Genomic DNA, 23,856 nt, shown 5'->3' on the forward strand with positions numbered 1-23,856 from the left:
AAGCGGCCCCAATTGCATTAGCCCTAGGGCCGCCTTTTTTCATGCGCCTGCAACCATGACGTTTTTCAATCGTCTCGATGCCGTTTCCTGCATTGCCGTGCAGAGCGCCGTACCGGATGCTTTATTTACTCCGACACAGCGCTTTTTCCACCCGCCGAGGCCCGTATGAAGAACGTCGAACAAATCCTCAAGACCAAGTCCCAGCATCAGACCGTCTACACCATCGGCCCTGATGACTCGGTACTGGATGCCTTGAAAATGCTGGCGGAGAAAAACGTCGGCGCACTGCCGGTGGTAGAGGACAACCGGGTGGTGGGGATCGTCAGCGAGCGCGACTATGCCCGCAAGCTGGTGCTCAAAGGGCGCTCTTCGGCCGCCACTCCCGTGCGTGAAATCATGAGCGCGCCAGTGGTCACGGTAGGGCCGAAGGAGAAACTTGATTACTGCATGCAGCTGATGACCGATCGCCACCTGCGCCACCTGCCGGTAGTGGATGGAAGCGCGCTGTTGGGGCTGCTGTCGATCGGTGACCTGGTGAAGGAAACCATCGCCGAGCAGGCCAACCTGATCCAGCAACTGGAGCAGTACATCCGCGGCGAATGACCCAACCCATCGCTAGTGATAGGCGCGCTCCAGCTCGTCCAGCTGATGGTCGAAGCTGCGCAGGCGCGCCGACCAGGTGTACACCAGCACTTCCAGATCACGATTGAGCACGGCGGTATTGCCGCCATCACGTATCGGCGCGTCACACAGGTCCAGCTGATAACGCTCACGGGCCATGGCCGTGGCCACGCTGGACAGGTCGCGGGCATTGGCCAGCCAGTGATGGTGGTGATCGTGGATTTCCCGGTCGAGCTCACGGCACTGCAATTTGAGGGCGTCGAGGCTCTGCTCCAGTGGCGTGCCCTTGAGCTCGCCCATGACCTCTTCGAAGGTCCGCCCGGAATGCCAGTAACTGCCCCAGAAGTAGCGGTCGAACACGGTTTCGACCCGGCGCAGGGCGACCTTGGTGTTCCAGATGGTGAGCAACGTTCGGCCCTGGGCGACTTCGCGCCTGTTCAGGTGCAGGTATTCCCAGGCGATCCATGCCAGCCCGCACAAGGCAACCGCCGCGGTGACGGCGGCGGCGGCATACAGGAACTGCACGGCCTGGTTCATCTGCTGGGTGTGCCGGATACCGTAGAAGTAACCGGCGGTCAGGGTGCCCAGGATCGTCACGGTGCACCAGAAACCCGGTGCGTAGGGATCTTTCATCGCGCCATCCCCTTGTTATTTTCCTGAGCATAGCAACGGCCCCGTCAGCCATCAGGTGCCGCTCGGCGCTTTATTTACGGGGGCGACGCAAGGCTTCATTGAGCTGGTCGAACAGCTCCGCCCAGTCGGCATCCTCGTTGATGCTGTCCCTCAGAAAGCCTCGCTGGGCATCGTTCCAGAAGGGTGCGTCGACCAGCTTCACATCACCCTTGAGGGGAGAGTGGCTGGTGATGAACTGGTCGATACCGACAGGGTCGTCGGGCAGGCCCAGTTGCTTGAACAGTTCGGAAAACTTGTGGATCGGCGCTTCCATGGTTCACTCCTTGGGCCGGGCCGATCGTCCACGACGCCAGCCCGGCGTTGGTTGCGAGCATCAGCTCAGTTCGCGCACTTCAGCGTGCGGCACCAGTTTCAAGTATTGCTCCATGCTCATGTGAATCAGGTGATCGTGGTCACCCGCCTCAAGATAGACATCGCCTTGGCGGGTAAGGCTCGAATCGAGCAGCATTTTCATGCCATAGGCATCCCCCAGTGCCGGCACGGCGCCACGTTCGCAATCACCGAACAGCATCGGTAGCGCACTTTCACGGGTCAGTTGCCAGGCGCCGGTCATCCGCACCTCGGTCATGTCCAGATGCCGGTTGGCCGGCAGCACGGCCATGATGTAGTTGCCATGGCGGTCATCGAGCATGACCGACTTGGCGACCCGTTCAGCAGGTACGCCCGCCGTACGGGCTGACTCAAGGCTGGTGGCCGAATGTGGATGGGGAACAATGTCGTAGTCGCAGTTGGCCTGGTCCAGGCGCTGCTGAAGGGTCTTGGCCATACGCATGATGCACCTCCGGTTTCGCCCCCACCTTCAAGTTTAGGCCGCAGCCAAGCGGCCACAGCTAAACTTCAATTACAGGCCCCCATGAGGTGACGACAGGTGATCGCTCACGGCTGGCGCGTGCTGCTATTGCTGTTGCTGCTCGGCTTTGCCTCGGGAGGGCAAACCGCGCCCGGGGGGAGCGTGTGGCTGCTTAGCATCGACGACGCCATCGGCCCGGCCAGCGCCGACTACCTGTTGCGCGGGCTGCAACAGGCACAGGCGCAGGGCGCGCAATTGCTGGTGATCCGCCTCGACACCCCCGGCGGGCTCGACAGCGCCATGCGCCAGATCAACAAGGCCATCCTTGCCAGCCCCGTGCCGGTAGCCACCTACGTTGCCCCCAGCGGTGCCCGGGCGGCCAGCGCCGGCACCTACATCCTGTACGCCAGCCACATCGCGGCCATGGCTCCCGGCACCAACCTGGGCGCCGCCACGCCGGTGCAGATCGGCATGCCGGGTAAACCCGAGAAGGCCACCGACAACAACCAAGACACCCTCGCCCGCAAACAGGTCAACGACGCCGCTGCTTACATCCGTGGCCTGGCCCAGCTGCGCGGGCGCAATGCCGACTGGGCGGAAAAGGCCGTGCGCGAGGCGGTCAGCCTGTCGGCCAGCGAGGCCCTGCGCCTGAAAGTGATCGACCAGGTGGCGAGCGACCTGCCGGAGCTGCTGCGCCAGCTCGATGGCCAGAGCCTGGTTGCCGCCGGCCAGACCGTACAACTGAAAACCGTCGGAGCCAGTGTGGTCGAGCACCTGCCGGACTGGCGCACGCGCCTGCTGGCAGTGATCACCAACCCCAGCGTGGCGCTGATCCTGATCATGATCGGGGTGTACGGCCTGCTGTTCGAATTCATCAACCCCGGCACCGGGGTCGGCGGGGTGGTCGGCGGCATCTGCCTGCTGCTGGCGCTGTATGCACTGCAGCTGCTGCCGGTGAGCTATGCCGGCGTGGCGCTGATCCTGCTCGGGCTGGCGTTCATGGTCGCCGAGGCATTCCTGCCCAGCTTCGGCGTGGTCGGTTTCGGCGGCATCGTCGCGTTCATTGCCGGCGCCGTCATCCTGATGGACACCGACGCCCCCGGCTTCGGCATCCCGCTGGCGCTGATCGCCAGCCTGGCCGTGCTCTCGGCATTGCTGCTCGGCGGCGTGCTGGGCATGGCGATCAAGGCACGCCGCAGAGCCCTGGTCAGTGGTGACGCCGGGCTGGTGGGCAGCCTGGTCACGGTGACCTTCGTGCAGGCGGACAACCCCTTCCACGGTTCGGTACAGGCCCAGGGCGAACAATGGCAGGCGCAGTGCACCACGCCACTGCAACCCGGCCAGCATGTGCGGGTGACCGCACGCAACGGCGTGATGCTGGACGTCAGCGCCACCGCGCCAACAGCGCCAGGAGAGTGACGATGTTCATGCAATTCGGTTTCGGCACACTGCTCGTGCTGGTGGCGCTACTGCTGCTGTCGGCGCTGCGCATCCTGCGCGAATACGAGCGCGGCGTGGTGTTCCAGCTTGGGCGCTTCTGGCAGGTCAAAGGCCCGGGGCTGATCATCCTGATCCCGGGGATCCAGCAGATGGTGCGGGTCGACCTGCGCACGGTGGTGCTCGACGTGCCACCGCAGGACGTGATCACCCGCGACAACGTCTCGGTCAAGGTCAACGCGGTGCTGTACTTCCGTGTGCTCGACCCACAGAAGGCGATCATCCAGGTCGAGGACTTTCTCGCGGCCACCAGCCAGCTGGCCCAGACCACCCTGCGCGCGGTGCTTGGCAAGCACGAGCTGGACGAACTGCTGGCCGAGCGCGAACAGCTCAACGGCGACATCCGCGAAGTGCTCGACGCCCAGACCGATGCCTGGGGCATCAAGGTGGCCAACGTCGAGATCAAGCATGTCGACCTGAACGAGTCGATGATCCGCGCCATCGCCCGCCAGGCAGAAGCCGAACGCGAGCGACGGGCCAAGGTGATCCATGCGGAGGGTGAGCTGCAGGCCTCGGAGAAGCTGATGCAGGCGGCGCAGATGCTGGGCAAGGAACCCGGGGCGATGCAGCTGCGCTACATGCAGACACTGGGCTCCATCGCCGGGGACAAGAGCTCGACCATCGTCTTCCCGTTGCCGATCGACCTGCTCAAGGGGCTGGTCGACCGACCACCGCAAAAGTGACTTAGACCGGCGCGCGGCGCAGCGTGGCGAGGAAGGTCGCCGCGCCGATGAACAAGCCGGCGAAGGTACGGTTCATGCGCTTTTGCTGCTTGGGCGTACGCAGCAGGCGCAGTACCCGCGAAGCCAGCCCGGTGTAGCCGGCCATCACCAGCAGGTCGACGCTGATCATGGTCACGGTGATCGCCAGGTACTGCGCCAGCAGCGGTGCATGGGGGTCGATGAACTGCGGCAGCACCGCGAGCATGAACACCAGCGCCTTGGGGTTGCTGACGTTGACCAGAAAGCCGCGGAACACCAGGCTCAGCGGCTTGCCGATTGGCCGCACGCCGGACTCGTCGCTCATGTCCATCGGCAGTGCACGCCATTGTTTGTAAGCGAGGAAGACCAGGTAGGCGACACCGAACCACTTGATCAGCTGGAAGGCGGTAGCCGAGGCGGCGAGGACGGCGCCGACACCGGCGGCGATGATGGCGATCTGCAGGATCAGGCCCAGTTGCAGGCCCAGGGCGTTCCAATAGCCACGCCAGAAACCGTACTGCAGGCCGCTGGACATCGAGGCAATGGCCCCGGCGCCCGGCGACAGACTGATGACCCAGCACGCGGCAAAGAAGGCCAACCAGGTTTCCATCGACATCACACACCTCGCTCGAACGTTTGTTACAAAACGTTAATCTACGGTTTTGGCGAAAAAATAACCAGCGGTTTTTGCAGTGCCTGTGCCGGCCTCTTCGCGGGTAAACCCGCTCCCACAGGATATGCGCTCTACCCGCGAGGGCGGCCGAACAGGCATCAACAACGCCTTAGTCAGCTTCGACGACAGAATCCTTGGCCACGGTCGCAACCTCAGCCCCCCGCCAGCGCCGCACGGCCTTCTGGAAGAACTGGCTGTTCGGCACCTGCACCAGCGCCCCGCCCGCCTCGGGGGTTTCCATCAGCGTGGTGTAGAGCAGGTTGATGGCGATCACCCGGCCCTTCACCCCTGGCTTGTCGGTGGTGTCGACCAGCTCGACCACATCGCCGATGCGAAATGGCCCGACAGTGAAGATCAGCACCGCGCAGAGCAGGTTGGAAAGCACGCTCCAGATGGCGAAGAAGGCCACCGCCGCCACCGCGACAAAGCCCGACAAGGCCGTCCACAGCACCGTGGCGGACACGCCCATGCGCTCCAGCACGAACAGCAAGCCGCTGCCCATGATCAGCCAGCGCAGGGCACCGCGCACCGGCACCATCAGCTCGTGCGGCAAGGGGTAGCGTTCGCCCAGGCTCTTCAACCCACGGGCGACCATGCGCTGCAGGACGAACGCAACGATCAGGATCAGCAGGATCTGCAACCCCAGCCAGAACGTGTCCATCCATTGCCCTGGCAGCAAGGAGCGCAGCTCCTCCATCAGGACAGCGCCTCGAGCTCGGACTGCATGCTTTCCAGGGTTTCCAGCGCCTCCATCCAGGCCTCTTCCAGCTCGCCTTCGCGTTGCTTGAGCTTGGTCTGGCGGGCCAGCAGGTCGCGCAGCTCGTCCTTGCGCGCGGCCTCGTACAGCCCGCTGTCGCTCAGTGCGGCCTCGATTTCCGCCAACTGGGCATGCACCTGGTTGAGCTCGGTTTCGAGCTTGTCGGCAGCTTTCTTGTGCGGCGCCAACTGCTGACGCAGGGCGGCAGCGGCCTGGCGTTGAGCCTTCTTGTCCGTCTTGTCCGGGTTGACCGGCGCAGTACTGACGGGCGCGTTGCGCTGGCGGTACTCGACCAGCCAACGGCTGTAGTCGTCGAGGTCGCCGTCGAAGGTGTCGACCTTGCCGTCGGCCACCAGCAGGAAGTCGTCGGTGGTGCTCTTGAGCAGGTGACGGTCGTGGGAGACCACCACCACGGCACCTTCGAACTCCTGCAGGGCCATGGTCAGGGCCAGGCGCATTTCGAGGTCGAGGTGGTTGGTGGGTTCATCGAGCAGCAGCAGGTTGGGCCGTTCCCAGGCAATCAGCGCCAGGGCCAGACGGGCCTTCTCGCCACCGGAGAAGTTGACCACCGGCTCGTCGACACGGTTGCCGTGGAAGTCGAAACCACCGAGGAAGTCGCGCAGCGTCTGCTCACGCTCAGTTGGCGCGATGCGCTGCAGGTGCAGCAGCGGGCTGGCCTTGTCGTCCAGCGAGTCGAGCTGGTGCTGGGCGAAGTAGCCGACGGCGAGGTTCTCGCCGCGCACCAGGCGACCGGCCAACGGCTGCAACTCACCGGCAAGGTTCTTGATCAGCGTCGACTTGCCCGCGCCGTTGGGGCCGAGCAGGCCGATGCGCGCGCCTGGCACCAGCTGCAACTTGACCTTCTCGAGGATGGCCTTGTCGCCATAGCCCAGGCGGGCTTCGGACAGGTCGAGCAACGGGCTGGAGATTTTCTCCGACTCGCGGAAGACGAAGTCGAACGGCGAATCGACATGCGCCGCCGTCAGCTCTTCCATGCGCTCCAGGGCCTTGATCCGGCTCTGCGCCTGGCGGGCCTTGGTGGCCTGGGCCTTGAAGCGGGCAATGTATTTTTCCATGTGCGCGCGCTGCGCCTGCTGCTTCTCGTAGGCCTGCTGCTGTTGCGCCAGGCGTTCGGCGCGGGTGCGCTCGAAGGCGCTGTAGCCGCCCTTGTAGAGATTGAGCTTGCGCTGCTCGACGTGCAGCACATGGTCGACCACGGCGTCGAGGAAGTCGCGGTCGTGGGAGATCAGCAGCAGCGTGCCCGGGTAGCCTTTGAGCCAGTCTTCCAGCCACAGGATGGCATCGAGGTCGAGGTGGTTGGTCGGTTCGTCGAGCAGCAGCAGGTCGGACGGGCACATGAGTGCCTGGGCCAGGTTCAGGCGCATCCGCCAGCCACCGGAGAAGTCACCGACGCGGCGGTCCATCTGCTCGTTGGTGAAGCCAAGGCCGGCCAGCAGCTTGCGCGCGCGGGCGTCGGCCGTGTAGCCGTCGGCGCTGTCCAGCTCACTGTGCAGGCGCGCCAGCGCGGTACCGTCGTGCGCCTGTTCGGCAGCCGCCAGCTCGGCCTGGACCTTGCGCAGGCGCACGTCGCCATCGAGCACATAGTCCACGGCGATGCGCTCGAGGGTATCGACCTCCTGGCGCATGTGGGCGATGCGCCAGTCGCCCGGCAGCAGGCAGTCGCCGCCATCGGGCGACAGCTCACCGCGCAGCAAGGCGAACAGGCTGGATTTACCGGCGCCGTTGGCGCCGATCAGGCCGGCCTTGTGACCGGTGTGCAGGGTCATCTCGGCGCCTTCTAGCAGGCGCTGCGGACCACGCTGTAAAGTGAGGTTGGATAGTCTGATCATGATGGTCGCGGAGTCTACCAGCTTCGCTGACCACTAGCGCGAGTGAAACCATGCACACCGACCTGTGGAATCATGCCCTGGCGCTGTATGCGCGGCCGGGCGTCGAAGCCGCCTGCCTGACCCTGCAAGAGCTGGGCGGCGATGTCTGCCTGCTGCTCTGCGGCACCTGGCTGCAGGCGCAGGCCGTGGCCGTTGACGAAACACGCATCCGGGCGCTGCAGGCCGTGGCCGGCCCCTGGCAGCGGGAGGTGGTCATGCCGCTGCGGGCACTGCGCCGGCAATGGCGCGAACACGCACTGGCCGACCCGCAACTGGCCGTGCTGCGCGAACACGTGAAGGCGCTGGAGTTACAGGCTGAACGCACACTGCTGGAGCGTTTGGCGCTAGTGGCGCAGGCGTGGCCTGCTGTAGCTGGCGACAGCGAAGGATGGTTGAGCCGGCTTGCACCGGCCCAGGCCCATGACCACGACGCGCTGCAACAGCTGCGCGTCGCGGCCCGGGAGCTTCAGGAGGCCGTGGACGGCGACTGAGCTGGGGTGCTGGCAGGTGCTGCTGGTGTAGCCGGGCTGGCCGCTGCGGCAGGTGCTGCGTTGCCGGCAGGCACCGCTGGCTTGCTGGCGACAGGTTTGGCGGCAGCGGGTTTGGCCGGGGCTTTGGCAACGGCTGGCTTGGCTGGCGCTTTGGCGGCAGCGGGCTTGGCGGCCGGTTTGGCTGGTGCCTTGGCCACGGCAGGCTTGGCCGCGGCTTTGGCGGCAGCAGGTTTCGCGGCCGGCTTGGCGGCGGCAGCTTTGACCGGGGCCTTGGCAGCAGCAGGTTTGGCGGCTGGCTTGGCGGCTGGCTTGGCAGCGGCAGCTTTAGCCGGGGCTTTGGCAGCAGCAGGCTTGGCAGCTGGCTTGGCGGCGGCAGCTTTAGCCGGGGCTTTGGCAGCAGCAGGCTTGGCGGCTGGCTTGGCAGCGGCAGCTTTAGCCGGGGCTTTGGCAGCAGCAGGTTTGCCGGCTGGCTTGGCAGCGGCGGATTTGGCCGGGGCTTTGGCAGCAGCAGGCTTGGCGGCCGGCTTGGCAGCCGCTTTTGGTGCCACCGCGCGCAGGTCGAGTGCCTTGGCCGCCGCTTCGCGCACCTTGCCGACACCCTGGGCCAGTTTCAGGCTTTCCTGGGCATCACGCTTGAGTTGCTGAATATAAGTACGGGTCTGGGCCTGGCGGTCCTTGAGCGACTCGAGCAGCCCTTCAAGTTCACCAGCGGCTTTCTGTGCCTTGCCTTGTGCCTTGGCTTTGCCGGCCTTGGCGGCGTCCTGCAACTTCAGGCGGGCACCGTGCAGTTTTTCCTGTGCCTTGCCGCGTTGTTTTTCCAACTTGGCCAACAGTTTCTCGGCATCCGCCAGCGCTTGAGAGCAGGCATCTTCCAGATGTTCGAGCAGGCTGCCCGAAAGTTGCTGAAGCAGGTGCAATGGCGTACTGACTGGCTTCTTTTTAGCCGACATGATTTACCTCCTGGCTGACGAGAGTGCGGCTCATACTATGCTTCTGCTGCTACTGCCGCTAGGGCATGTTGACAGTATCAGTAGCGCCGCGTTGCATGCCTGGGCAAAGTTGTTGTCTTGCAGCAAAAAACAAGTGTAGTTGGTCATTATTGTATTGCGGACATTTGCACATATTCCGCCAACAAGGCTGGCATACTTCGTCCTCACTGCAGCAGGACTCGACCATGCCACGTTATCTGATGCTCGGCTTGTGCCTGGCGGCCCCGCTTGCGCTGGCCGCCCCCGAAAGTAATACCGACAACGACCTGGCCTACAGCATCGGCGCCAGCCTGGGCGAACGGCTGCGCCAGGAAGTGCCGGGCCTGCAACTCGATGCGCTGGTCGAAGGCTTGCGCCAGGCTTATCAGGGCGAACCGCCACGGGTGGCCAAATCACGCATGCAGGCGCTTCTGCAACAGCACGACGAACAGGCCAGCGCGGCTGCCGAGCAGGCCCGGGTGGATACGCTGCTGGCAGCAGAAAAGCGCTTCATGGCCGCGGAACGTGCACGTGCGGGTGTACACGAATTGCCCGAGGGCATCCTCTACAGCGAGCTGGCCAGCGGCGCCGGCGCACAACCCAAAGCCAGCGGCAGCGTGCAGGTGCGGTATGTGGGCAAGCTGCCGGATGGCACAGTGTTCGACCAGAGCGAGAAACCGCAGTGGTTCAAGCTCGGCTCGGTCATCGAGGGCTGGCAGGTGGCACTGCCAAAAATGAAGGCGGGGTCGAAATGGCGGCTGGTGATCCCTTCGGCGCAAGCCTATGGCGCCGAAGGTGCGGGCGACCTGATCGCGCCCTACACCCCCCTGGTGTTCGAGATCGAACTGCTGGCCGTGGCCGACTGAGTCAGGCCTGCACCGCGTCCTCGGCCTTGTGCGCGTTGTGCAGCACTTCGATTAGGCAGTCTTCCAGCTCGAAACGCTCGTGCAACAGGCTGCCCAGCTTGCCGAGCTTCTCGGCGAAGCGCTCGGGGTCGGTGCATTCGCCCTTGTCGCAATGGTCGTTGAAAGCCAGGGCAATCTGGGTACTTTCATCGATGCGGGGGTTGATCTGCGTGGCAAGCTCCAGGCCGCGGGTGTCGCCAAAGGCCTTGGCTTCACTGACCAGTTGCTCGCTGACTTCGAAGTGCCAGGCTGACACGTAGTCGACCAGCACCCCGCAGAAATCGCGGTTCTGGTCCTTGTCGGCAAAGGCCGGCTTGGCATCGCGCAATGCGCGGAAGGCTTGCACCAATTCCTGGCGCTCCTCCAGCCAACGATCGATCAGCTTGTGAACACCGCCCCAGCGTTCCTGGGCGTTCTGGCAACTATCGAGCATGGCGATCTCTTCCCTTCTGGGTAGATGCCGCTGCACCTCGCGACACAAGTGCGTGGCACAAAGGTGACATCAGCAGGACGGCATCGGGCAGTTGTGATTTCGGTATCCGTGCTGGGAGATTATTCCCGTGCGACTTGGCCTTCAAGGTACGCAGCACACAAAGTTCATACAAGCGTTTAATACCCTTCCTACACACCGTTGGTCGAGCAACACCTTGTGCATTGCCTTGGATCAACCCGCCGCGCCCTGGCGCAGCCGATACGCCAGTAGCCATGACAGCGGCAGTGCGGCGAGCAACAGGAATGCCAGCAGGCTCCACTCCGGCAAGGTCAGGTCGAGGAAGCTCCAGCTGATGGATACGCAATCCGGGCTACCGAGCAACAGCAACCTGGCGATTTCGCCAATCGGCCGCTGCATCAGGTGCATCACCGGCAGTGGGCAATCCACCACCGGCAGCGGCTCGCCTTGCAACCAGACATGCCGCCCGGCCAGTAGCGCGCCGCCAAGCGCGCACAGCAGCGTCAGCCACGCATAACCGCGCAGGCCACGTACCCCAGGCAAATGGATGACCGCCACCAGGCTGATCAGCGCGTACAGCCCGAGCATCAGGCGCTGGCTGAAGCACAGGGCGCAGGGTGCCAGGCCAACGACGGACTCCAGGCGAAACGACGCCACGAGCACGGCAAACGAGGCCAGGAAAGCGGGAAGGAACAAGCTGCGCAAGCAGGCCAGCGACATGGGCAATGGATGTCCGCGAAAGGAAAAAGTGACTTGAAACGGTAGAGGAAAGGGGCGCTTTGTATCAAGGCGCTACAGCGGGGACAAGTCGCTGATTGGCAACGAATCAATGCTGCGGAAGGTAGGAATAATCCGGCGGCTGACGGAGAAAAATCGCTCGATCACATGAAGATGTGAATTACCCGCCAAGCCCGCACCAGCGTACGGGCTTGGCAAGCGGTCAAGCCTGGACGCCCTCAGGCAGCGGCAGGGCCAGCAGGCGCTCATCGAGCAGCCCCAAGCCCTCCTGGAACAGCTGGTTGCTGCGTTCGGTCTCGCCCAGCCCAGCCAGCAGCCGCGCCAGTTCGGCGCAGGTTTCCGGGTTGCGCTGCAGCCGCAGGCTGCTTTCCAGGTAATCGCGGGCCTTGCCCCACAAGCGGTTTTGCAAGCTCAGGCGGCCGAGGGTCAGCAGCAGGCTTGGGTCCTGCGAATGGTCTTTCAACCAGCCCTCGGCGGCCTGCAGTTGACGCGCCGGGTCATCGCCGCGCACTAAGCCATACAGGCGCGCCAGGTGGCTTTCGTAATTGCGCTTGAGCGCGCCAAGCAACACCTGCTCGGCCTCGCCCTGGGCACCCAGCTGGCGCAACTGCTCGGCGTAGGCCAGCACCAGCCCTGGCTCCTGGCGCTGCGCCGCGGTGAGCTGCTGCCAGGCGCGCTCCAACGCCTGGCGCGCGGTCTGTGGGTCGGTGCCACGGGTCACCGCCAGGCCAAGGTTCTGGCCCCAGGCGCGCCGCTCAAGCTCGGCCAGCTCGTTGGCTGGCAGCACCTTGTGCTTGCGCAGGTCGGGCAGCAGACGGATCAGCGCCGGCCAGTCATCGCGCTCCAGGTGCAGGCGCTGCAGCAGGCGCAATACCTGGGCGTTGTTCGGATGACGCTCCTGCATGGCCTGCAGCGCTTCGAGTGCCCCCTCGCTTTCACCGCGGTCCATCTGCAACTGGGCATGGGTGAGGGCAATGGCCAGTTCGGCCTGGGGCTGACGCTCCAGCGCACGCTCGAGCAGGTTGTCGCGGTCTTCGACACGACCCTGCTCGTTGGCGGCGCGGGCGGCGCCAAGGTAGTAAAGCAGGGGTTGCCGTTCGGATTCGGCGGCGCGCTGCAGGTGGCGCTGGGCGCTGCTCCAGCGACCTTCGGCCAGGTCCAGCTGGCCTTGCTCAATGGCGATCCGGGTACGGCGGCCACGGTTGCGCCGCGACCAGGGGTTGACCACGCCACTGGAGGTCAGCACCAGCCCCACCAGATAGCGCAGCACCAGCAGCAACACAACGATGCCGACCAGCGCCCCCAGTGCCGCCCACAGCCCCGACTGATAGCGGAAGCCGCCGTAGGCGATCAGCACGTAGCCGCTGTGCTTGGCGATGGCAATGCCCAGCGCTGCGGCGACGACGATCGCCAGCACCGCCAGCAGGTAGACGCGCTTCATGGCTTGGCCCCTTCAGCTTCGGCCGGCAGGTGGCGACGCTGGATGTAGGCCTGCACGGCGGCCAGGCTTTCGCTGAGGTCTGGGGTCACCACCGACACCGGTTGCTCGGCCAGCTGGTTGAGGCTGTCGAGCATGGCTTTGCTTTGCGGGTTGTCCGGGTTGAAGTTGGCCAATAGCACGCTGCGCGCATCGTCCAGCGCCTGGGCGTAGACCTTGGCCTCGCCATTGAGTGCGGCCCACTGGGCCTGCTCGATGGTCAGGCTGAGCGCCAGGCGCAGTTGGTTGAGCGACTGCCCGGAGAGCAGCGGGCGCACGTTGTCGTCAGCGTTGAACTCGATCTGGAAGTACTTGGAGAGCTCCGCCCACCACTGCGACCAGCGGCTGGGGCCGTCACCGTCGGCGGTGAGCGCGCCCATGGCATCGGCCTGGCTGTCGAATTCCGGCGACTGGGCACTGAGCTGCTGCACCTGTTCACGCTGGGCGGCGAGCTTGAGGAACAGCCCGGTGCGGTCTGGCTGCTGGGTGCTGTTGAGCGTGGCCAGGCTGCGCGCCAGTTGTTCGCGGGCGGCGAACGCGCCTGGGTCGCTCTGTTCGCGGAGGATCTCGTCGGCGCCCTCGACCAGCGCCTTGGCGCTGGCGATGTCCTGCAGTGCCGAAAGCCGCAGCGTGGCCAGGCGCAGCAAGTGTTCGGCCTCGGCCAGGCGCCATTCCTTGCGGCTTTCGCCGAGAGCGGTTTCAAGGCGCTGACTCAGCCGCTGCTGGTCGCCCTGCAGTTGCGCTACCAGCCGCCGACGGTCCTCCAGCTCGCTGGCTGCGGGCAGGCTGGCCAGTTGTGCGCTGAGCTGCTGCTCGCGTTGCTGCAACGCATCGGCGCGCTGGTTGAGCGCTTGCAGATGCTCGCCCTGGCCCTGTTCGCTGCCTTGCAACTGGCGCACCTGCCAGGCACCCCAGCCGCCGATCGCGACCCCGGCGGCGCCCAGCAGCAGGGCCAGCACCGCCACGCCGCTGCCAGAGCGTCGAGCCGGTGCGGTAGTGATTTCCGGCGCCTCGGGCACCGATTTCTGTTCAGTGTGGGGCAAGACCGTTTCGCTCACGTATCCATCCTTTGCATGGCGGCGCATCGCTCAAGCTTAGCGCCTTAAGGGGCAGGTACAGCAGTTTGCTGCACGGCTGCCAGCAAGGCCGCGGCACTGGCGCCACGGCAATCCACAATCTGTCGGGCGCCCAACGCGCGGGCCTGTTCGGCGACCCGCGGGCTGGGCACGAACAAGGGCAGGCGTGAAAGCCTTGGCCAGTCCGTTCCCGCTATCTGTTGCAAGTGTTCAAGACCCTGCCCACTGCTGACCACCAGGCCATTGAGGCGTTCCCCATCGACGCGGCGCGCCAGCGTGCCCGTCGGATAGTGCGGCAGGCAGCGGCGATACAGTTCCAGATAATCGACACTAGCACCTTGCTCTGCAAGACGCTCGGCCAGCAGTTCGCGACCTCCCACGCCACGCACGATCAGGACACGGGGCACAGACCGCGCGATGGCCTCGCGCAGGGCCGGCAGGCCGAGCAAGGCCTCGCTGTCATCACCGGTCGCCGGGAAGCTTACCCGCAGCCCGCGGCCCTGGAGGATCCGCGCCGTCGCCTCGCCCACCGTGAACCAGCCCTCGGGCGGTGGCGCGATGCCGGCCTGGTCGAGCTGCTCGAGCAGCAGGCGCGCAGCCGGCTTGCTCACCACGATGATCGCCTGCGCCTGGGCGATGCCGCGCAGGCGATGGAGCTGCGCGGTGTCCGGCGCGATCGCTTCAATCGCCAGCAACGGCAGGCTGGCACTGGCAATGCCCGCCTCGGCCAGTGACTGCGCCAGTGCCGCACAGTCCTCTTCAGGGCGGGTCAGCAGCAGGCGCCAGGGGCTCACGGGTGGCCGGCCTCGCCGTAGACTTCCTTGAGGATCGCCTCGGCGCCCTGGCCGAGCAGGTCCTCGGCAACCTGCACGCCCAGCGCCTCGGCGTTGGCGCGCGGGGCGCGGGCATCGGCCACCAGCAGGGTGCCGCCGGATGGCTGGCCGACCAGGCCACGCAGCCACAACTGCTCGCCCTCGAGCACCGCGTAGCAGGCGATGGGCACCTGGCAACCACCGTTCAGGCGTTTGTTCAGGGCACGCTCGGCAACCACTCGGTCGGCGGTATCGATGTGGTGCAGCGGCGCCAGCAGCGCATGGATCTCGCTGTCGGCGCTGCGGCATTCGATGCCCACCGCGCCCTGGCCACCGGCCGGCAGGCTGTCGTCGACGCTGATGGTGTCGGTGATGCGGTCCTCGAAGCCCAGGCGGATCAGGCCGGCTGCGGCGAGGATGATGGCGTCGTACTCGCCGGCGTCGAGCTTGGCCAGGCGGGTGTTGACGTTGCCGCGCAGGAAACGGATCTCGAGGTCGGGGCGGCGCGCCAGCAACTGGGCCTGGCGACGCAGGCTGGAGGTGCCGACGATGCTGCCGGCCGGCAGTGCGTCGAGGCTTTGGAAGGTATTGGAAACGAAGGCATCGCGCGGGTCTTCGCGTTCGCAGATGCAATACAGGCCCAGGCCTTCGGGGAAGTCCATGGGCACGTCCTTCATCGAATGCACGGCGATGTCGGCTTCGTTGTCGAGCAGGGCGGTTTCCAGTTCCTTGACGAACAGGCCCTTGCCGCCGATCTTCGCCAGCGGCGCGTCGAGCAGCTTGTCGCCGCGGCTGACCATCGGCACCAGGGTGACCAAGAGGCCAGGGTGGGCCTGCTCCAGGCGGGCTTTTACATACTCGGCCTGCCACAGGGCCAAGGCACTTTTACGGGTGGCAATGCGGATTTCGCGAGTGGACATGAAGCGCCCCGATGCAGAGAAATGCCGCTGATGATAACAGCTCCTCCTGCTGTGCCCGCAGATTCAGATCATCAATCCGTGCTGGTTCTTTCGCGGGTAAACCCGCTCCCACAGGGTTGATCGCAGGCCTGTGGGAGCGGGTTTACCCGCGAAAGAACGGGAAGGTCTCAGTGCAACGACTGCATCATCTTGCGCACACCGGCCACATGGCGCCGGCTGACGGTCAGCGCGTCACCGTCCAGGCCTTTGAGATAGAGCTGGAAATGCCCCAGCGGCGTACGTTGCAGGCGCTCGATGCGCTCGCGGGCGACCAGGGCGTTGCGGTGGATACGCACGAAGCGCTCGCCAAACTCGTCCTCCAGCGCCTTGAGCGGTTCATCGAGCAGGACTTCACCGGCCTCGTGGCGCAGGGTGACGTATTTGTGATCAGCGATGAAATAGATGACCTGCGGCAGGGGGATCAGCTCGATGCCCTTGCGCGTGCGGGCACTGATGTGGCTGCGTGGGCCGCCGGTTTCACCGGCAGGCCGGGTCAACGCCGCCAGCTGGGCGCGATTGGGTTTTTCGGCGCGGCGCAGCGCGTCGCGCAGGGCCTGGGGCTGGATCGGCTTGTCGACATGGCTGAGGGTGCTTTCCTTGAAAGCCTGGCTGCCGTATTCATCATCGCCGGTGCAGAACACCACGGCAGGCGGCGCCTCGCGCTCGCACAGCCGCGCGGCGACCTGCAGGCCATCGAGGCCCGGCATGCCGATATCGAGCAACACCACGTCGGGCTTGAGGCTTTCGATCAATGCCAGGGCCTCATCGCCGTTGGTGGCGCTGGGCTCCATCACGGTGTAGCCCTCCAGCTCGCCGAGCAACCGGCTCAGGCGTTCGCGGGCTTGGGGTTCGTCATCAACGATCAGGACATTCATAATTGCGCTGGATTCCTGAGTGAGTCTCGCACGGGTATAGCGTAGACAGGTGTGGGGTGACTGGTAAGCGGTCACGCTACAGACCGGTGCGAAGGCCAAAGATTCACTGGCCTGGCAGATTCACCGCCAGTCCTTTGTCCAACTGTAGACGGTCCGTGGAACACTGCCGTTCAATCGTTGAATCTGCCATGCACCCTCTATATCAGACGATTCTCTCGACCAGCGCCCCTGCGGTGGCGGGCGCAACCCTGCTATGATCGCGGCACTTTTTTCGTTCACGCCTTCAACGAGTGAATCCATGAGCACCGACAAGACCAATCAGTCCTGGGGCGGCCGCTTCAGTGAGCCCGTCGACGCCTTCGTCGCCCGTTTCACCGCCTCGGTCGATTTCGACAAGCGCCTGTACCGCCACGACATCATGGGTTCGATCGCCCACGCCACCATGCTGGCGCAGGTCGGCGTGCTCAGCGATGCCGAGCGCGACACCATCATCGATGGCCTGAAGACCATCCAGGGCGAGATCGAGGCTGGCAGTTTCGACTGGCGCGTCGACCTGGAAGACGTGCACATGAACATCGAAGCACGCCTGACCGACCGCATCGGCATCACCGGCAAGAAGCTGCACACCGGCCGTAGCCGCAACGACCAGGTGGCCACCGACATCCGCCTGTGGCTGCGCGACGAGATCGACCTGATCCTGGCCGAGATCACCCGCCTGCAGCAGGGCCTGCTGGAGCAGGCCGAGCGCGAAGCCGAGACCATCATGCCCGGCTTCACCCACCTGCAGACCGCCCAGCCGGTGACCTTCGGCCACCATCTGCTGGCCTGGTTCGAAATGCTCAGCCGTGACTACGAGCGCCTGGTCGATTGCCGCAAGCGCGCCAACCGCATGCCCCTGGGCAGCGCCGCACTGGCCGGTACCACCTACCCGATCGACCGTGAACTGACCTGCAAGCTGCTGGGCTTCGAAGCCGTGGCCGGCAACTCGCTAGACGGCGTTTCGGACCGTGACTTCGCCATCGAATTCTGCGCCGCCGCCAGCATCGCGATGATGCACCTGTCGCGCTTCTCCGAAGAGCTGGTGCTGTGGACCAGCGCCCAGTTCCAGTTCATCGACCTGCCCGATCGCTTCTGCACCGGCAGCTCGATCATGCCGCAGAAGAAGAACCCGGACGTACCCGAGCTGGTGCGTGGCAAGAGCGGTCGTGTGTTCGGCGCCCTGACCGGCCTGCTGACCCTGATGAAAGGCCAGCCTTTGGCCTACAACAAGGACAACCAGGAAGACAAAGAGCCGCTGTTCGACGCCGCCGACACCCTGCGCGACTCGCTGCGCGCCTTTGCCGACATGATCCCGGCGATCAAGCCCAAGCACGCGATCATGCGTGAAGCGGCCCTGCGTGGTTTCTCCACCGCCACTGACCTGGCCGACTACCTGGTGCGCCGTGGCCTGCCGTTCCGTGATTGCCACGAGATCGTTGGCCATGCGGTCAAGTATGGCGTGGACACCGGCAAGGACCTGGCCGAGATGAGCCTGGACGAGCTGCGCCAGTTCAGCGACCAGATCGAGCAGGATGTGTTTGCCGTACTGACGCTGGAAGGCTCGGTCAATGCCCGTAACCACATCGGCGGTACCGCGCCGGCGCAGGTGCGTGCGGCCGTGGTGCGCGGCAAAGAGCTGCTGGCTTCGCGTTAAGCGATCAGCCGTAGGACCAATCGCGGGGCAAACCCGCTCCCACGCAGCCTTGCACGGGCTGCGTGGGAGCGGGCTTGCCCCGCGATCGTTTCCGGCTTAGCGCTTGCCGCTCTTGACCATTTCCAGGAATGCCGGCATCGCCGCGTCCTTGTCCGCTACGATCCGCGCCATATGCGGGTTCTCGCGCAGCTTGTCGAGCAGCGCCCTGGCTTGCGGGAAGTCTTCCAGGAAGTCGATGTTCAGCACCTTCTTGCCCACCAGGCAGGCCAGGTCCACCGAGAAGCAGAACATCAGGTCGGCGATGGTCAGTTGCTCACCCGCCACATAAGGCGCGAACTTGCCATTGCGCTTGAGGGTGGCAAAGCCTGCCAGCAGGTCGGCCCGCGCCCGCTCCTTGATCAGCGGCTCCACCGCCGCGCCAAAGAACGCCTCGGCATAGCAGGTACGCGCTGGCAGCTCGATATACAGCTCGATTTCCCTGAGCAGCTCGCGGACCTTGGCCTGGCCGAAGGCATCGGCGGGCAGCAGCGCCTTGCCGGGCTGGGTCTGCTCGATGTAGTCGAGAATCACGCCAGTCTCGCTGAGAAAACCATGCTCGGTCTCCAGCACCGGCACCTTGCCGCGCGGGCTCACCGCCAGGGCCTGGGGCGCCTGGCCGCCGAAGAACAGTACTTCTTCGAACGGCAAGCCTTTCTCCAGCAGCGCCAGCTTGACCATGTTGTAGTAGTTGCTGACCGCGAATCCATGAAGCTTGAGCATTGAGACAGCCTCCAGGCCGTGTGGGGATGGCCGGGCTGTTATAGCGCCCTTCCCCAACCATGGCCAGCGTCATGGGCGCGGTCGATGGCCGGGCATTGCCGAAGCAGGCATGGCAAACTGTGCACCTCACCACAGGAGCACCGCCATGAGCGAACCCCAAGACATCGACAGCAATGATGAAGAAGATTTCGCCGAGGCCACACTGACCCAGGCCATCGAAAACCAGATCGAAAGCGGCGAACCGCCCGCGGCCAAGGCCACGTTCAACAAGCTGACCCTGGTCGGCTACGAGCGTGAAGACATCCTCAACCTCATGGCCCACGTGCTGGCCATCGAGATCGACGCCATGCTCGACGAGGACCGTGCGTTCGACACCGAGTGGTACGAAACCGCCCTGCGCGCCTTGCCGGAGCTGCCACCTGAGGCGGATCAAGGCGACATCGAGTAACCCTGACTACACTCCTGACTTCATCCTTGTCTGGAAGTCAGGAGTCGCCCTATGTCCTTCACCCCCGAACTGATCGCCGAACTGGAAGTGCTCGCCCTGTTCAACCTGGACAATCACCAGGAAGGCATCAAGGTTGGCAGCACCGCTTCCCCCGCCCTTATCGCCGCAGCCCAGCGCCTGTACGACAAAGAGCTCACCGACCAGCCTGATGGTGGCTACCTCACCAGCCTGGGCAACGATGCCGCCGAAAGCGTCCGGTTGCTCCTGAACATCCTCAAGACGCCACAGCCGGCCTGATTTCGCCAAGCCCGCCCTCACGTCTGGTGGGAGCGGGCTTGCCCCACGATGCGCCGCAAACTGGCGCTGTAAATCTGACGCCAAAAACCCAGCAACCCCTTATCCGACCGCACCACTCAGGCTAAACTCGCCACTGCTCCGCAGCCCGCCTGAGTGCGCAATGAACCACCCTCACGAAATTCGCCCCGACATCGCCCAAGGCATCGACCGCAAGGAGCTGTCGCGGCTGCGTGCGCGCTTTCTGAAGGTCAGCCAGGGGCGCCTGGGGCGTGCAATGGAGGGGCTGTCGACGCGCCAGCAACAGGTCATCACGCTGTTGCCGCTGTTCTTCCACGTCAACCACCCACTGCTGCCAGGCTATGTCTCGGGTACTACACCCGCAGGTGTCTCGGGCTTCGAGCCAGAGGCCGAATTGCTGGCCGAAGCCCAGCGCCTGACCCGCTCGTTCACCTACAAGGCCCGCCACGGCAACCCACCGCAACCGATCCACGGGCTGTTCCTGATGGGCAGCCTGGGCACCCTGGCCCAGGCCGAGCAGAGCGACATGGATGTGTGGGTGTGCCACGCCGCGGACCTGAGCGAACAGGCCCTGGGCGAATTGCGCCGCAAATGCCAGCTGCTCGAGGCCTGGGCGGCCAGCCAGGGGGCCGAGGTGCACTGCTTCCTCATCGATGCGCAGGGCTTCGTCCAGGGCGCGCGCGACAGCCAGCTCAGCTCGGACGACTGCGGCACCACCCAGCACTACCTGTTGCTCGACGAGTTCTACCGCACCGCCATCTGGCTGGCCGGGCGCACCCCGCTGTGGTGGCTGGTGCCGGTGTACCAGGAGCACAACTACCGCGACTACACCCAGACCTTGCTGTCCAAGCGCTTCATTCGGGCCCGTGACGATATCGACCTGGGCCACCTGGCGCACATTCCCCAGGAGGAATACGTTGGCGCCGGGCTGTGGCAGCTGTTCAAGGGCATCGACTCGCCCTACAAGTCACTGCTCAAGCTGCTGCTCACCGAGGTCTACGCCAGCGAGCACCCACAAGTGCGCTGCCTGAGCCTGGACTTCAAGCAGGCGGTGTTCGCCAACCACCTGGAGCTGGACGCGCTCGACCCCTACGTGATGGTCTACCGGCGCATCGAAGCTTACCTGCTGCAACGCGGCGAAACCGCCCGCCTGGAACGGGTGCGGCGCAGCCTGTACCTGAAAGTGAACAAGAAGCTCAGCAACCTCGCTTCGCGCAGCGGTGGCTGGCAACGCCGCCTGCTGGCGAAGCTGGCCGAGGAGTGGGGCTGGGACGAGCGCCAACTGGCCCTGCTCGACAGCCGCAGCCAATGGAAGGTGCGCCAGGTGGCCGTCGAGCGCCGTGAGCTGGTGGCCGAACTGAACCACAGCTACCGCTTCCTCAGCGAGTTTGCCCGCACCCAACAGGCCGACAGCCGCGCCGACCCGCGCGAACTCAACGTGCTCGGCCGGCGCCTGTACGCAGCCTTCGAGCGCCGCGCCGGGAAGATCGAGGTGATCAATCCGGGCATCGCCCCGGACCTGGCCGAAGACACCCTGACCCTGGTGCAGTCGGCCAACCGCAAGGAGCCCGGCACGCATCACTGGGGGCTGTACAACGGCAACCTGGGGGTGCACGAATGGGAGCACTTCAGCCCGATCAAGCGCTGCCGCGAACTGCTCGAACTGCTCACCTGGGCCCACCGCAACGGGGTGATCGACAGCAGCACGCGGATTGCCTTGCACCCAGGTGTCAGCGATCTCAATGATTTCGAGCTGTTCAACCTGATCGGCAGCCTGCAGCAGAGCATCGTGCTGCCGCTGGAGACGGTCAGTGAAGCCCGCCTGCTGCAACCGAGCGTGGCCGACGAAATCCTTTTGCTGGTCAACGTCGGTGTCGACCCACTGCGCCACCACCGCGACCTGAACATCCTGATGACCACCGAGCGCACCGACTCGCTCAGCTACGCCGGGGTGCGCGAAAACCTGGTGCTGACCCTCGACCAGGTCACCCTCAACAGTTGGAACGAGGTGCTGGTGCAGCGCTATGACGGCGAGCATGCCCTGATGCGCTGCCTGCGTGACCACCTCAACAGCCTTGGCCGGCGTAGCCACCGCCCGCGGGTGCGGGTGCGCTGCTACTGTCACAACCGCGCCCAGGCCATCAGCCAGCGGGTAGAGGAGATCTTCGCGACCGCGCAACGGCTGCTCGACCAAGGCCTCAACCACCGTTACCTGCTGCAGGTGGCCCAGCACACCCATGTACTGGAGCTGCTGCCGGGGCAGGTCACCCTGACCACCCTCGACGACCAGGATGGCGTGCTGGCGGCACTGGGCGAGGTCCGCAGCGCCTACAGCCCACTGCATCTGGATGCCAATGCCTTGCAGGACCACGACCTGCCGCTGGTCCTCGAGCAAGGCCGGCCAGGCTGTATCCAGGTGTTCTACCGCCTGCTCGATGGTTGGGCCGACCTGTATGTGCTGGATGAGCACAACGTCTTGTGGCAGCAGCGCGTGGTGCTGCAGGACGAGCAACACCTGTTGCTGCCACTGCATCGCTTTCTGCGGTCGATGGTGATGCGCCGCGATGCCCAACTGCCGCTGGAGAGCCTGCAGCAAGCGTCGCTGGAGATCGCCTATTGCCAGTTGCTGCCCTCAGGTTTGGGCAAGGCTCGCAGCCTGGAGCCACGCCAGGCGCCGCTGGACGGCCGCAGCCAGCCTTACTACGAGGTCCAGGCGATTGTGCAGGGCGGAGCGGGCGGCGCCGTACACGTCACGCTCTATTGCGATCAGCAGGAGTTTTCCGAGCTGGAACACGGCGACCAACTGTATGCCGTGGCCGCCCGGCAGATCCTGCGCCAGCGCCACAGTGCCGGCAGCTACCGCTGCTATATCACCGACCTGGACCTGTCCGATCTGCTGGGCGACGACCCAGGCTCGACGAGCCTGTGCCTGCGCTACAAGCGCGAGCTCGAGCAGGCCTTGAACGATGGCCTGGAGCAACTGCAGGCGGCGCTGGAGCCCTGAGGCCCAAGGGCCGCGTCAGAGGTCGAAGTCACCCGCTGCTTCCGGCTGGTACTCCACGGCCAGCAGTTCGAGCTTGAGGGTCTTGCCACCGGGGGCCGGCCAGTCGATCTGGTCACCCACCGACAGCCCCAGCAACGCACAACCGATCGGCGCCAGGATGGAGACATTGCCTTCCGGGCCGGCATCCTTCGGATAGACCAGGGTCAGGTGGTAGTCCTTGCCGCTGGCGATCTCACGGCAGTGCACGCGCGAGTTCATGGTCACCACGCCAGCCGGCACCTCTTCGTGACCGACCACCTGTTCGGCGCGGTCCAGCTCGTCCTGCAGGGCGAGCACACCCGGGGTGCTTTCATCGAGGCTGTCGATCAGGCGCTCGAGACGCTGTACGTCCAATCGGGTGAGGGTGAGGGAAGGTTTGGTGCTCATGATCCAGTCAGACTCCTTTGAACAGGCAATTTGCTTGAGGCAGATAAAGCAAAACCCCGCCCAAGGGCGGGGTTTGTGAATGCTGTGGCGTCACCGACGCAAGACCCGACACTACCACAGCAGGGCAAATACTCAAGCCCGCAGCATCAATGGGGTTATGCCTGGGCCCGCGCTTTCAGGGCCAGGGCCTCGCGGCAGATCTGCCGGCGCCGGTCGTCGTCGGCCGCACGCCACTCGCGGATATGCTCGACATGGCGATGGCAGCCGGTGCAGACCTTGTGTTCATCGAGGCGGCACACGCTGATGCAGGGTGACGGCACGGCTGGGCTGACATTGCTGTACAGCGGCTTGGGGGGCCGAGGCTGGTCGCTCATGTCAGATTTCGTCGAAGTCCAGCTTCTCGCCGGCACGCTCCCAGACGATGCGCTCGAGCATCTCACCGAGCAGCTCCTCGCTTTTCTCGCACACCCACTTGCCGCTCTCTTCGTCGTAGTCGAAGTGGAAACCGCCGGACTTGTCCGCCAGCCACAGTTGGCGCAGTGGCTCCTGGCGGCTGAAGATCAGCTGGCTGCCGTTGTCGAACTTGATGGTCAGGACACCGGCGGAGTTTTCCATGTCCAGATCCAGGCCGCTCTCGTCGAACAGGTCTTCCAGGGCCTGTTGGGTCGCGTCGACCAGGTCGTGGAAACGCGCTTCGCTCAAACTCATGTGCATGGACCTCGAATAATGGCTGCGTTGCAAGCAAGGCGGGGAAGATACGGGCGCCAGCAGTTGAATGCAAAGACTAGCGGATACCGGGGCGGGGAGGCGTGGGGGGGGAAACCACCCCCCCCCCACC

The 23,856-nt window shown here is 64.9% G+C and carries 27 protein-coding genes; 9 read left to right on the forward strand and 18 right to left on the reverse strand.

Features of this window, described 5'->3' with window-relative positions:
* Positions 1-165 precede the first annotated feature (165 nt).
* Entirely contained in the window at positions 166-603 is a 438-nt protein-coding gene (locus ACQ4N9_RS23515) for a CBS domain-containing protein (RefSeq protein WP_110995724.1), read from the forward strand.
* A gap of 12 nt (positions 604-615) precedes the next feature.
* On the opposite strand, the gene ACQ4N9_RS23520 is transcribed toward ACQ4N9_RS23515, so the two are convergent.
* The 3 genes from ACQ4N9_RS23520 to ACQ4N9_RS23530 all read right to left on the reverse strand — a co-directional run bounded on the left by ACQ4N9_RS23520 (position 616) and on the right by ACQ4N9_RS23530 (position 2,086).
* Positions 616-1,254, reverse strand: a complete 639-nt coding sequence (locus ACQ4N9_RS23520) for an NADH:ubiquinone oxidoreductase subunit N (RefSeq protein ID WP_125857063.1) — start codon at positions 1,252-1,254, stop codon at positions 616-618.
* A 70-nt stretch (positions 1,255-1,324) separates the two neighbouring features.
* Complete coding sequence (locus ACQ4N9_RS23525; RefSeq protein ID WP_110995726.1) at positions 1,325-1,567, reverse strand: DUF2789 domain-containing protein; 243 nt, start codon at positions 1,565-1,567, stop codon at positions 1,325-1,327.
* Positions 1,568-1,627: 60 nt separating this feature from the next.
* Entirely contained in the window at positions 1,628-2,086 is a 459-nt protein-coding gene (locus ACQ4N9_RS23530) for an aminoacyl-tRNA deacylase (protein ID WP_110995727.1), read from the reverse strand.
* A gap of 96 nt (positions 2,087-2,182) precedes the next feature.
* Here ACQ4N9_RS23530 and ACQ4N9_RS23535 point away from each other — a divergent pair, with 96 nt between their 5' ends.
* Together ACQ4N9_RS23535 and ACQ4N9_RS23540 are read left to right on the forward strand one after the other, a co-directional pair.
* Entirely contained in the window at positions 2,183-3,523 is a 1,341-nt protein-coding gene (locus tag ACQ4N9_RS23535) for an NfeD family protein (protein WP_390966442.1), read from the forward strand.
* Between the two features lie 2 nt (positions 3,524-3,525).
* Positions 3,526-4,284: a slipin family protein gene (locus ACQ4N9_RS23540; RefSeq protein WP_347151422.1), complete on the forward strand. Its 759-nt coding sequence runs from the start codon at positions 3,526-3,528 to the stop codon at positions 4,282-4,284.
* Between the two features lies 1 nt (position 4,285).
* On the opposite strand, the gene ACQ4N9_RS23545 is transcribed toward ACQ4N9_RS23540, so the two are convergent.
* The 3 genes from ACQ4N9_RS23545 to ACQ4N9_RS23555 all read right to left on the reverse strand — a co-directional run bounded on the left by ACQ4N9_RS23545 (position 4,286) and on the right by ACQ4N9_RS23555 (position 7,582).
* Positions 4,286-4,918 carry a LysE family transporter gene (locus ACQ4N9_RS23545; RefSeq protein ID WP_347151421.1) on the reverse strand — a complete coding sequence of 211 codons (633 nt, stop codon included), beginning with the start codon at positions 4,916-4,918 and terminating at the stop codon, positions 4,286-4,288.
* 166 nt (positions 4,919-5,084) lie between these two features.
* Positions 5,085-5,672 (reverse strand): mechanosensitive ion channel family protein, encoded by a 588-nt coding sequence (locus ACQ4N9_RS23550; RefSeq protein ID WP_258644070.1) that lies wholly within the window; start codon positions 5,670-5,672, stop codon positions 5,085-5,087.
* On the reverse strand, positions 5,672-7,582 hold the full coding sequence (locus tag ACQ4N9_RS23555; RefSeq protein WP_125857058.1) for an ATP-binding cassette domain-containing protein: 1,911 nt from the start codon (positions 7,580-7,582) through the stop codon (positions 5,672-5,674). Before ACQ4N9_RS23555 ends, ACQ4N9_RS23550 begins: the two co-directional genes overlap by 1 nt.
* A 50-nt stretch (positions 7,583-7,632) precedes the next feature.
* On the opposite strand from ACQ4N9_RS23555, the gene ACQ4N9_RS23560 reads away from it, so the two are divergent.
* Positions 7,633-8,112, forward strand: coding sequence for a TIGR02444 family protein (locus tag ACQ4N9_RS23560; protein ID WP_390966445.1), 480 nt, complete (start codon positions 7,633-7,635; stop codon positions 8,110-8,112).
* Here the strand turns inward: ACQ4N9_RS23560 and ACQ4N9_RS23565 are convergent.
* A complete protein-coding gene (locus tag ACQ4N9_RS23565) occupies positions 8,088-9,062 on the reverse strand; it encodes an AlgP family protein (RefSeq protein ID WP_390966447.1) in 975 nt (324 codons plus the stop codon). The two genes, ACQ4N9_RS23560 and ACQ4N9_RS23565, sit on opposite strands and share 25 nt — an antisense overlap.
* Positions 9,063-9,286: 224 nt before the next feature.
* Between ACQ4N9_RS23565 and ACQ4N9_RS23570 the strand changes: the two genes are divergently transcribed.
* The gene (locus ACQ4N9_RS23570) at positions 9,287-9,946 is read left to right on the forward strand and encodes an FKBP-type peptidyl-prolyl cis-trans isomerase (protein ID WP_125462136.1); all 660 of its coding nucleotides are present in this window, start codon (positions 9,287-9,289) and stop codon (positions 9,944-9,946) included.
* 1 nt (position 9,947) lies between these two features.
* Here ACQ4N9_RS23570 and rsd read toward each other — a convergent pair whose 3' ends face one another.
* The 7 genes from rsd to ACQ4N9_RS23605 all read right to left on the reverse strand — a co-directional run bounded on the left by rsd (position 9,948) and on the right by ACQ4N9_RS23605 (position 16,373).
* A complete protein-coding gene (rsd, locus tag ACQ4N9_RS23575; RefSeq protein WP_110995736.1) occupies positions 9,948-10,418 on the reverse strand; it encodes a sigma D regulator in 471 nt (156 codons plus the stop codon).
* A gap of 231 nt (positions 10,419-10,649) precedes the next feature.
* Positions 10,650-11,156, reverse strand: coding sequence for a disulfide bond formation protein B (locus ACQ4N9_RS23580; RefSeq protein ID WP_430933842.1), 507 nt, complete (start codon positions 11,154-11,156; stop codon positions 10,650-10,652).
* Between the two features lie 220 nt (positions 11,157-11,376).
* Positions 11,377-12,615 (reverse strand): heme biosynthesis HemY N-terminal domain-containing protein, encoded by a 1,239-nt coding sequence (locus ACQ4N9_RS23585; RefSeq protein ID WP_125462134.1) that lies wholly within the window; start codon positions 12,613-12,615, stop codon positions 11,377-11,379.
* The gene (locus ACQ4N9_RS23590; RefSeq protein WP_390966452.1) at positions 12,612-13,709 is read right to left on the reverse strand and encodes a uroporphyrinogen-III C-methyltransferase; all 1,098 of its coding nucleotides are present in this window, start codon (positions 13,707-13,709) and stop codon (positions 12,612-12,614) included. Before ACQ4N9_RS23590 ends, ACQ4N9_RS23585 begins: the two co-directional genes overlap by 4 nt.
* Before the next feature lie 44 nt (positions 13,710-13,753).
* Positions 13,754-14,521, reverse strand: coding sequence for a uroporphyrinogen-III synthase (locus tag ACQ4N9_RS23595; protein ID WP_390966454.1), 768 nt, complete (start codon positions 14,519-14,521; stop codon positions 13,754-13,756).
* Entirely contained in the window at positions 14,518-15,459 is a 942-nt protein-coding gene (hemC, locus tag ACQ4N9_RS23600) for a hydroxymethylbilane synthase (RefSeq protein WP_390966456.1), read from the reverse strand. Before hemC ends, ACQ4N9_RS23595 begins: the two co-directional genes overlap by 4 nt.
* Before the next feature lie 167 nt (positions 15,460-15,626).
* Entirely contained in the window at positions 15,627-16,373 is a 747-nt protein-coding gene (locus ACQ4N9_RS23605) for a LytR/AlgR family response regulator transcription factor (protein WP_390966458.1), read from the reverse strand.
* A gap of 298 nt (positions 16,374-16,671) precedes the next feature.
* On the opposite strand from ACQ4N9_RS23605, the gene argH reads away from it, so the two are divergent.
* Positions 16,672-18,066 (forward strand): argininosuccinate lyase, encoded by a 1,395-nt coding sequence (gene argH / locus ACQ4N9_RS23610; protein ID WP_110995743.1) that lies wholly within the window; start codon positions 16,672-16,674, stop codon positions 18,064-18,066.
* Positions 18,067-18,162: 96 nt separating this feature from the next.
* On the opposite strand, the gene ACQ4N9_RS23615 is transcribed toward argH, so the two are convergent.
* Entirely contained in the window at positions 18,163-18,825 is a 663-nt protein-coding gene (locus tag ACQ4N9_RS23615; protein ID WP_390966460.1) for a glutathione S-transferase, read from the reverse strand.
* A gap of 145 nt (positions 18,826-18,970) precedes the next feature.
* On the opposite strand from ACQ4N9_RS23615, the gene ACQ4N9_RS23620 reads away from it, so the two are divergent.
* From ACQ4N9_RS23620 to ACQ4N9_RS23630, 3 genes are all read left to right on the forward strand, one after another.
* Entirely contained in the window at positions 18,971-19,273 is a 303-nt protein-coding gene (locus ACQ4N9_RS23620; protein ID WP_110996528.1) for a hypothetical protein, read from the forward strand.
* A 51-nt stretch (positions 19,274-19,324) separates the two neighbouring features.
* Positions 19,325-19,570, forward strand: a complete 246-nt coding sequence (locus tag ACQ4N9_RS23625) for a TIGR02647 family protein (RefSeq protein WP_125462128.1) — start codon at positions 19,325-19,327, stop codon at positions 19,568-19,570.
* Between the two features lie 160 nt (positions 19,571-19,730).
* Positions 19,731-22,592, forward strand: a complete 2,862-nt coding sequence (locus tag ACQ4N9_RS23630; protein WP_390966463.1) for a class I adenylate cyclase — start codon at positions 19,731-19,733, stop codon at positions 22,590-22,592.
* A 15-nt stretch (positions 22,593-22,607) separates the two neighbouring features.
* Here the strand turns inward: ACQ4N9_RS23630 and rnk are convergent, their stop codons facing one another.
* From rnk to cyaY, 3 genes are all read right to left on the reverse strand, one after another.
* Positions 22,608-23,018, reverse strand: a complete 411-nt coding sequence (rnk, locus tag ACQ4N9_RS23635; protein ID WP_125462126.1) for a nucleoside diphosphate kinase regulator — start codon at positions 23,016-23,018, stop codon at positions 22,608-22,610.
* A gap of 155 nt (positions 23,019-23,173) precedes the next feature.
* A complete protein-coding gene (locus ACQ4N9_RS23640; RefSeq protein WP_125462125.1) occupies positions 23,174-23,392 on the reverse strand; it encodes a DUF1289 domain-containing protein in 219 nt (72 codons plus the stop codon).
* Position 23,393: 1 nt separating this feature from the next.
* Positions 23,394-23,726, reverse strand: a complete 333-nt coding sequence (gene cyaY / locus ACQ4N9_RS23645) for an iron donor protein CyaY (RefSeq protein ID WP_125462124.1) — start codon at positions 23,724-23,726, stop codon at positions 23,394-23,396.
* Positions 23,727-23,856 lie beyond the last annotated feature (130 nt).

The sequence above is a fragment of the Pseudomonas sp. ES1 genome (assembly GCF_050586605.1).
GTDB lineage: Bacteria > Pseudomonadota > Gammaproteobacteria > Pseudomonadales > Pseudomonadaceae > Aquipseudomonas > Aquipseudomonas sichuanensis.

Bases quoted from the DNA above. Each gene is read 5' to 3' on its own strand.
- ACQ4N9_RS23515 (WP_110995724.1), top strand. From the start codon at position 166: ATGAAGAACGTCGAACAAATCCTCAAGACCAAGTCCCAGCATCAGACC.
- ACQ4N9_RS23520 (WP_125857063.1), bottom strand. From the start codon at position 1,254: ATGAAAGATCCCTACGCACCGGGTTTCTGGTGCACCGTGACGATCCTG.
- ACQ4N9_RS23525 (WP_110995726.1), bottom strand. From the start codon at position 1,567: ATGGAAGCGCCGATCCACAAGTTTTCCGAACTGTTCAAGCAACTGGGC.
- ACQ4N9_RS23530 (WP_110995727.1), bottom strand. From the start codon at position 2,086: ATGCGTATGGCCAAGACCCTTCAGCAGCGCCTGGACCAGGCCAACTGC.
- ACQ4N9_RS23540 (WP_347151422.1), top strand. From the start codon at position 3,526: ATGTTCATGCAATTCGGTTTCGGCACACTGCTCGTGCTGGTGGCGCTA.
- ACQ4N9_RS23545 (WP_347151421.1), bottom strand. From the start codon at position 4,918: ATGTCGATGGAAACCTGGTTGGCCTTCTTTGCCGCGTGCTGGGTCATC.
- ACQ4N9_RS23550 (WP_258644070.1), bottom strand. From the start codon at position 5,672: ATGGAGGAGCTGCGCTCCTTGCTGCCAGGGCAATGGATGGACACGTTC.
- ACQ4N9_RS23555 (WP_125857058.1), bottom strand. From the start codon at position 7,582: ATGATCAGACTATCCAACCTCACTTTACAGCGTGGTCCGCAGCGCCTG.
- ACQ4N9_RS23560 (WP_390966445.1), top strand. From the start codon at position 7,633: ATGCACACCGACCTGTGGAATCATGCCCTGGCGCTGTATGCGCGGCCG.
- ACQ4N9_RS23565 (WP_390966447.1), bottom strand. From the start codon at position 9,062: ATGTCGGCTAAAAAGAAGCCAGTCAGTACGCCATTGCACCTGCTTCAG.
- ACQ4N9_RS23570 (WP_125462136.1), top strand. From the start codon at position 9,287: ATGCCACGTTATCTGATGCTCGGCTTGTGCCTGGCGGCCCCGCTTGCG.
- rsd (WP_110995736.1), bottom strand. From the start codon at position 10,418: ATGCTCGATAGTTGCCAGAACGCCCAGGAACGCTGGGGCGGTGTTCAC.
- ACQ4N9_RS23580 (WP_430933842.1), bottom strand. From the start codon at position 11,156: ATGTCGCTGGCCTGCTTGCGCAGCTTGTTCCTTCCCGCTTTCCTGGCC.
- ACQ4N9_RS23585 (WP_125462134.1), bottom strand. From the start codon at position 12,615: ATGAAGCGCGTCTACCTGCTGGCGGTGCTGGCGATCGTCGTCGCCGCA.
- hemC (WP_390966456.1), bottom strand. From the start codon at position 15,459: ATGTCCACTCGCGAAATCCGCATTGCCACCCGTAAAAGTGCCTTGGCC.
- ACQ4N9_RS23605 (WP_390966458.1), bottom strand. From the start codon at position 16,373: ATGAATGTCCTGATCGTTGATGACGAACCCCAAGCCCGCGAACGCCTG.
- argH (WP_110995743.1), top strand. From the start codon at position 16,672: ATGAGCACCGACAAGACCAATCAGTCCTGGGGCGGCCGCTTCAGTGAG.
- ACQ4N9_RS23615 (WP_390966460.1), bottom strand. From the start codon at position 18,825: ATGCTCAAGCTTCATGGATTCGCGGTCAGCAACTACTACAACATGGTC.
- ACQ4N9_RS23620 (WP_110996528.1), top strand. From the start codon at position 18,971: ATGAGCGAACCCCAAGACATCGACAGCAATGATGAAGAAGATTTCGCC.
- ACQ4N9_RS23625 (WP_125462128.1), top strand. From the start codon at position 19,325: ATGTCCTTCACCCCCGAACTGATCGCCGAACTGGAAGTGCTCGCCCTG.
- ACQ4N9_RS23630 (WP_390966463.1), top strand. From the start codon at position 19,731: ATGAACCACCCTCACGAAATTCGCCCCGACATCGCCCAAGGCATCGAC.
- rnk (WP_125462126.1), bottom strand. From the start codon at position 23,018: ATGAGCACCAAACCTTCCCTCACCCTCACCCGATTGGACGTACAGCGT.
- ACQ4N9_RS23640 (WP_125462125.1), bottom strand. From the start codon at position 23,392: ATGAGCGACCAGCCTCGGCCCCCCAAGCCGCTGTACAGCAATGTCAGC.
- cyaY (WP_125462124.1), bottom strand. From the start codon at position 23,726: ATGAGTTTGAGCGAAGCGCGTTTCCACGACCTGGTCGACGCGACCCAA.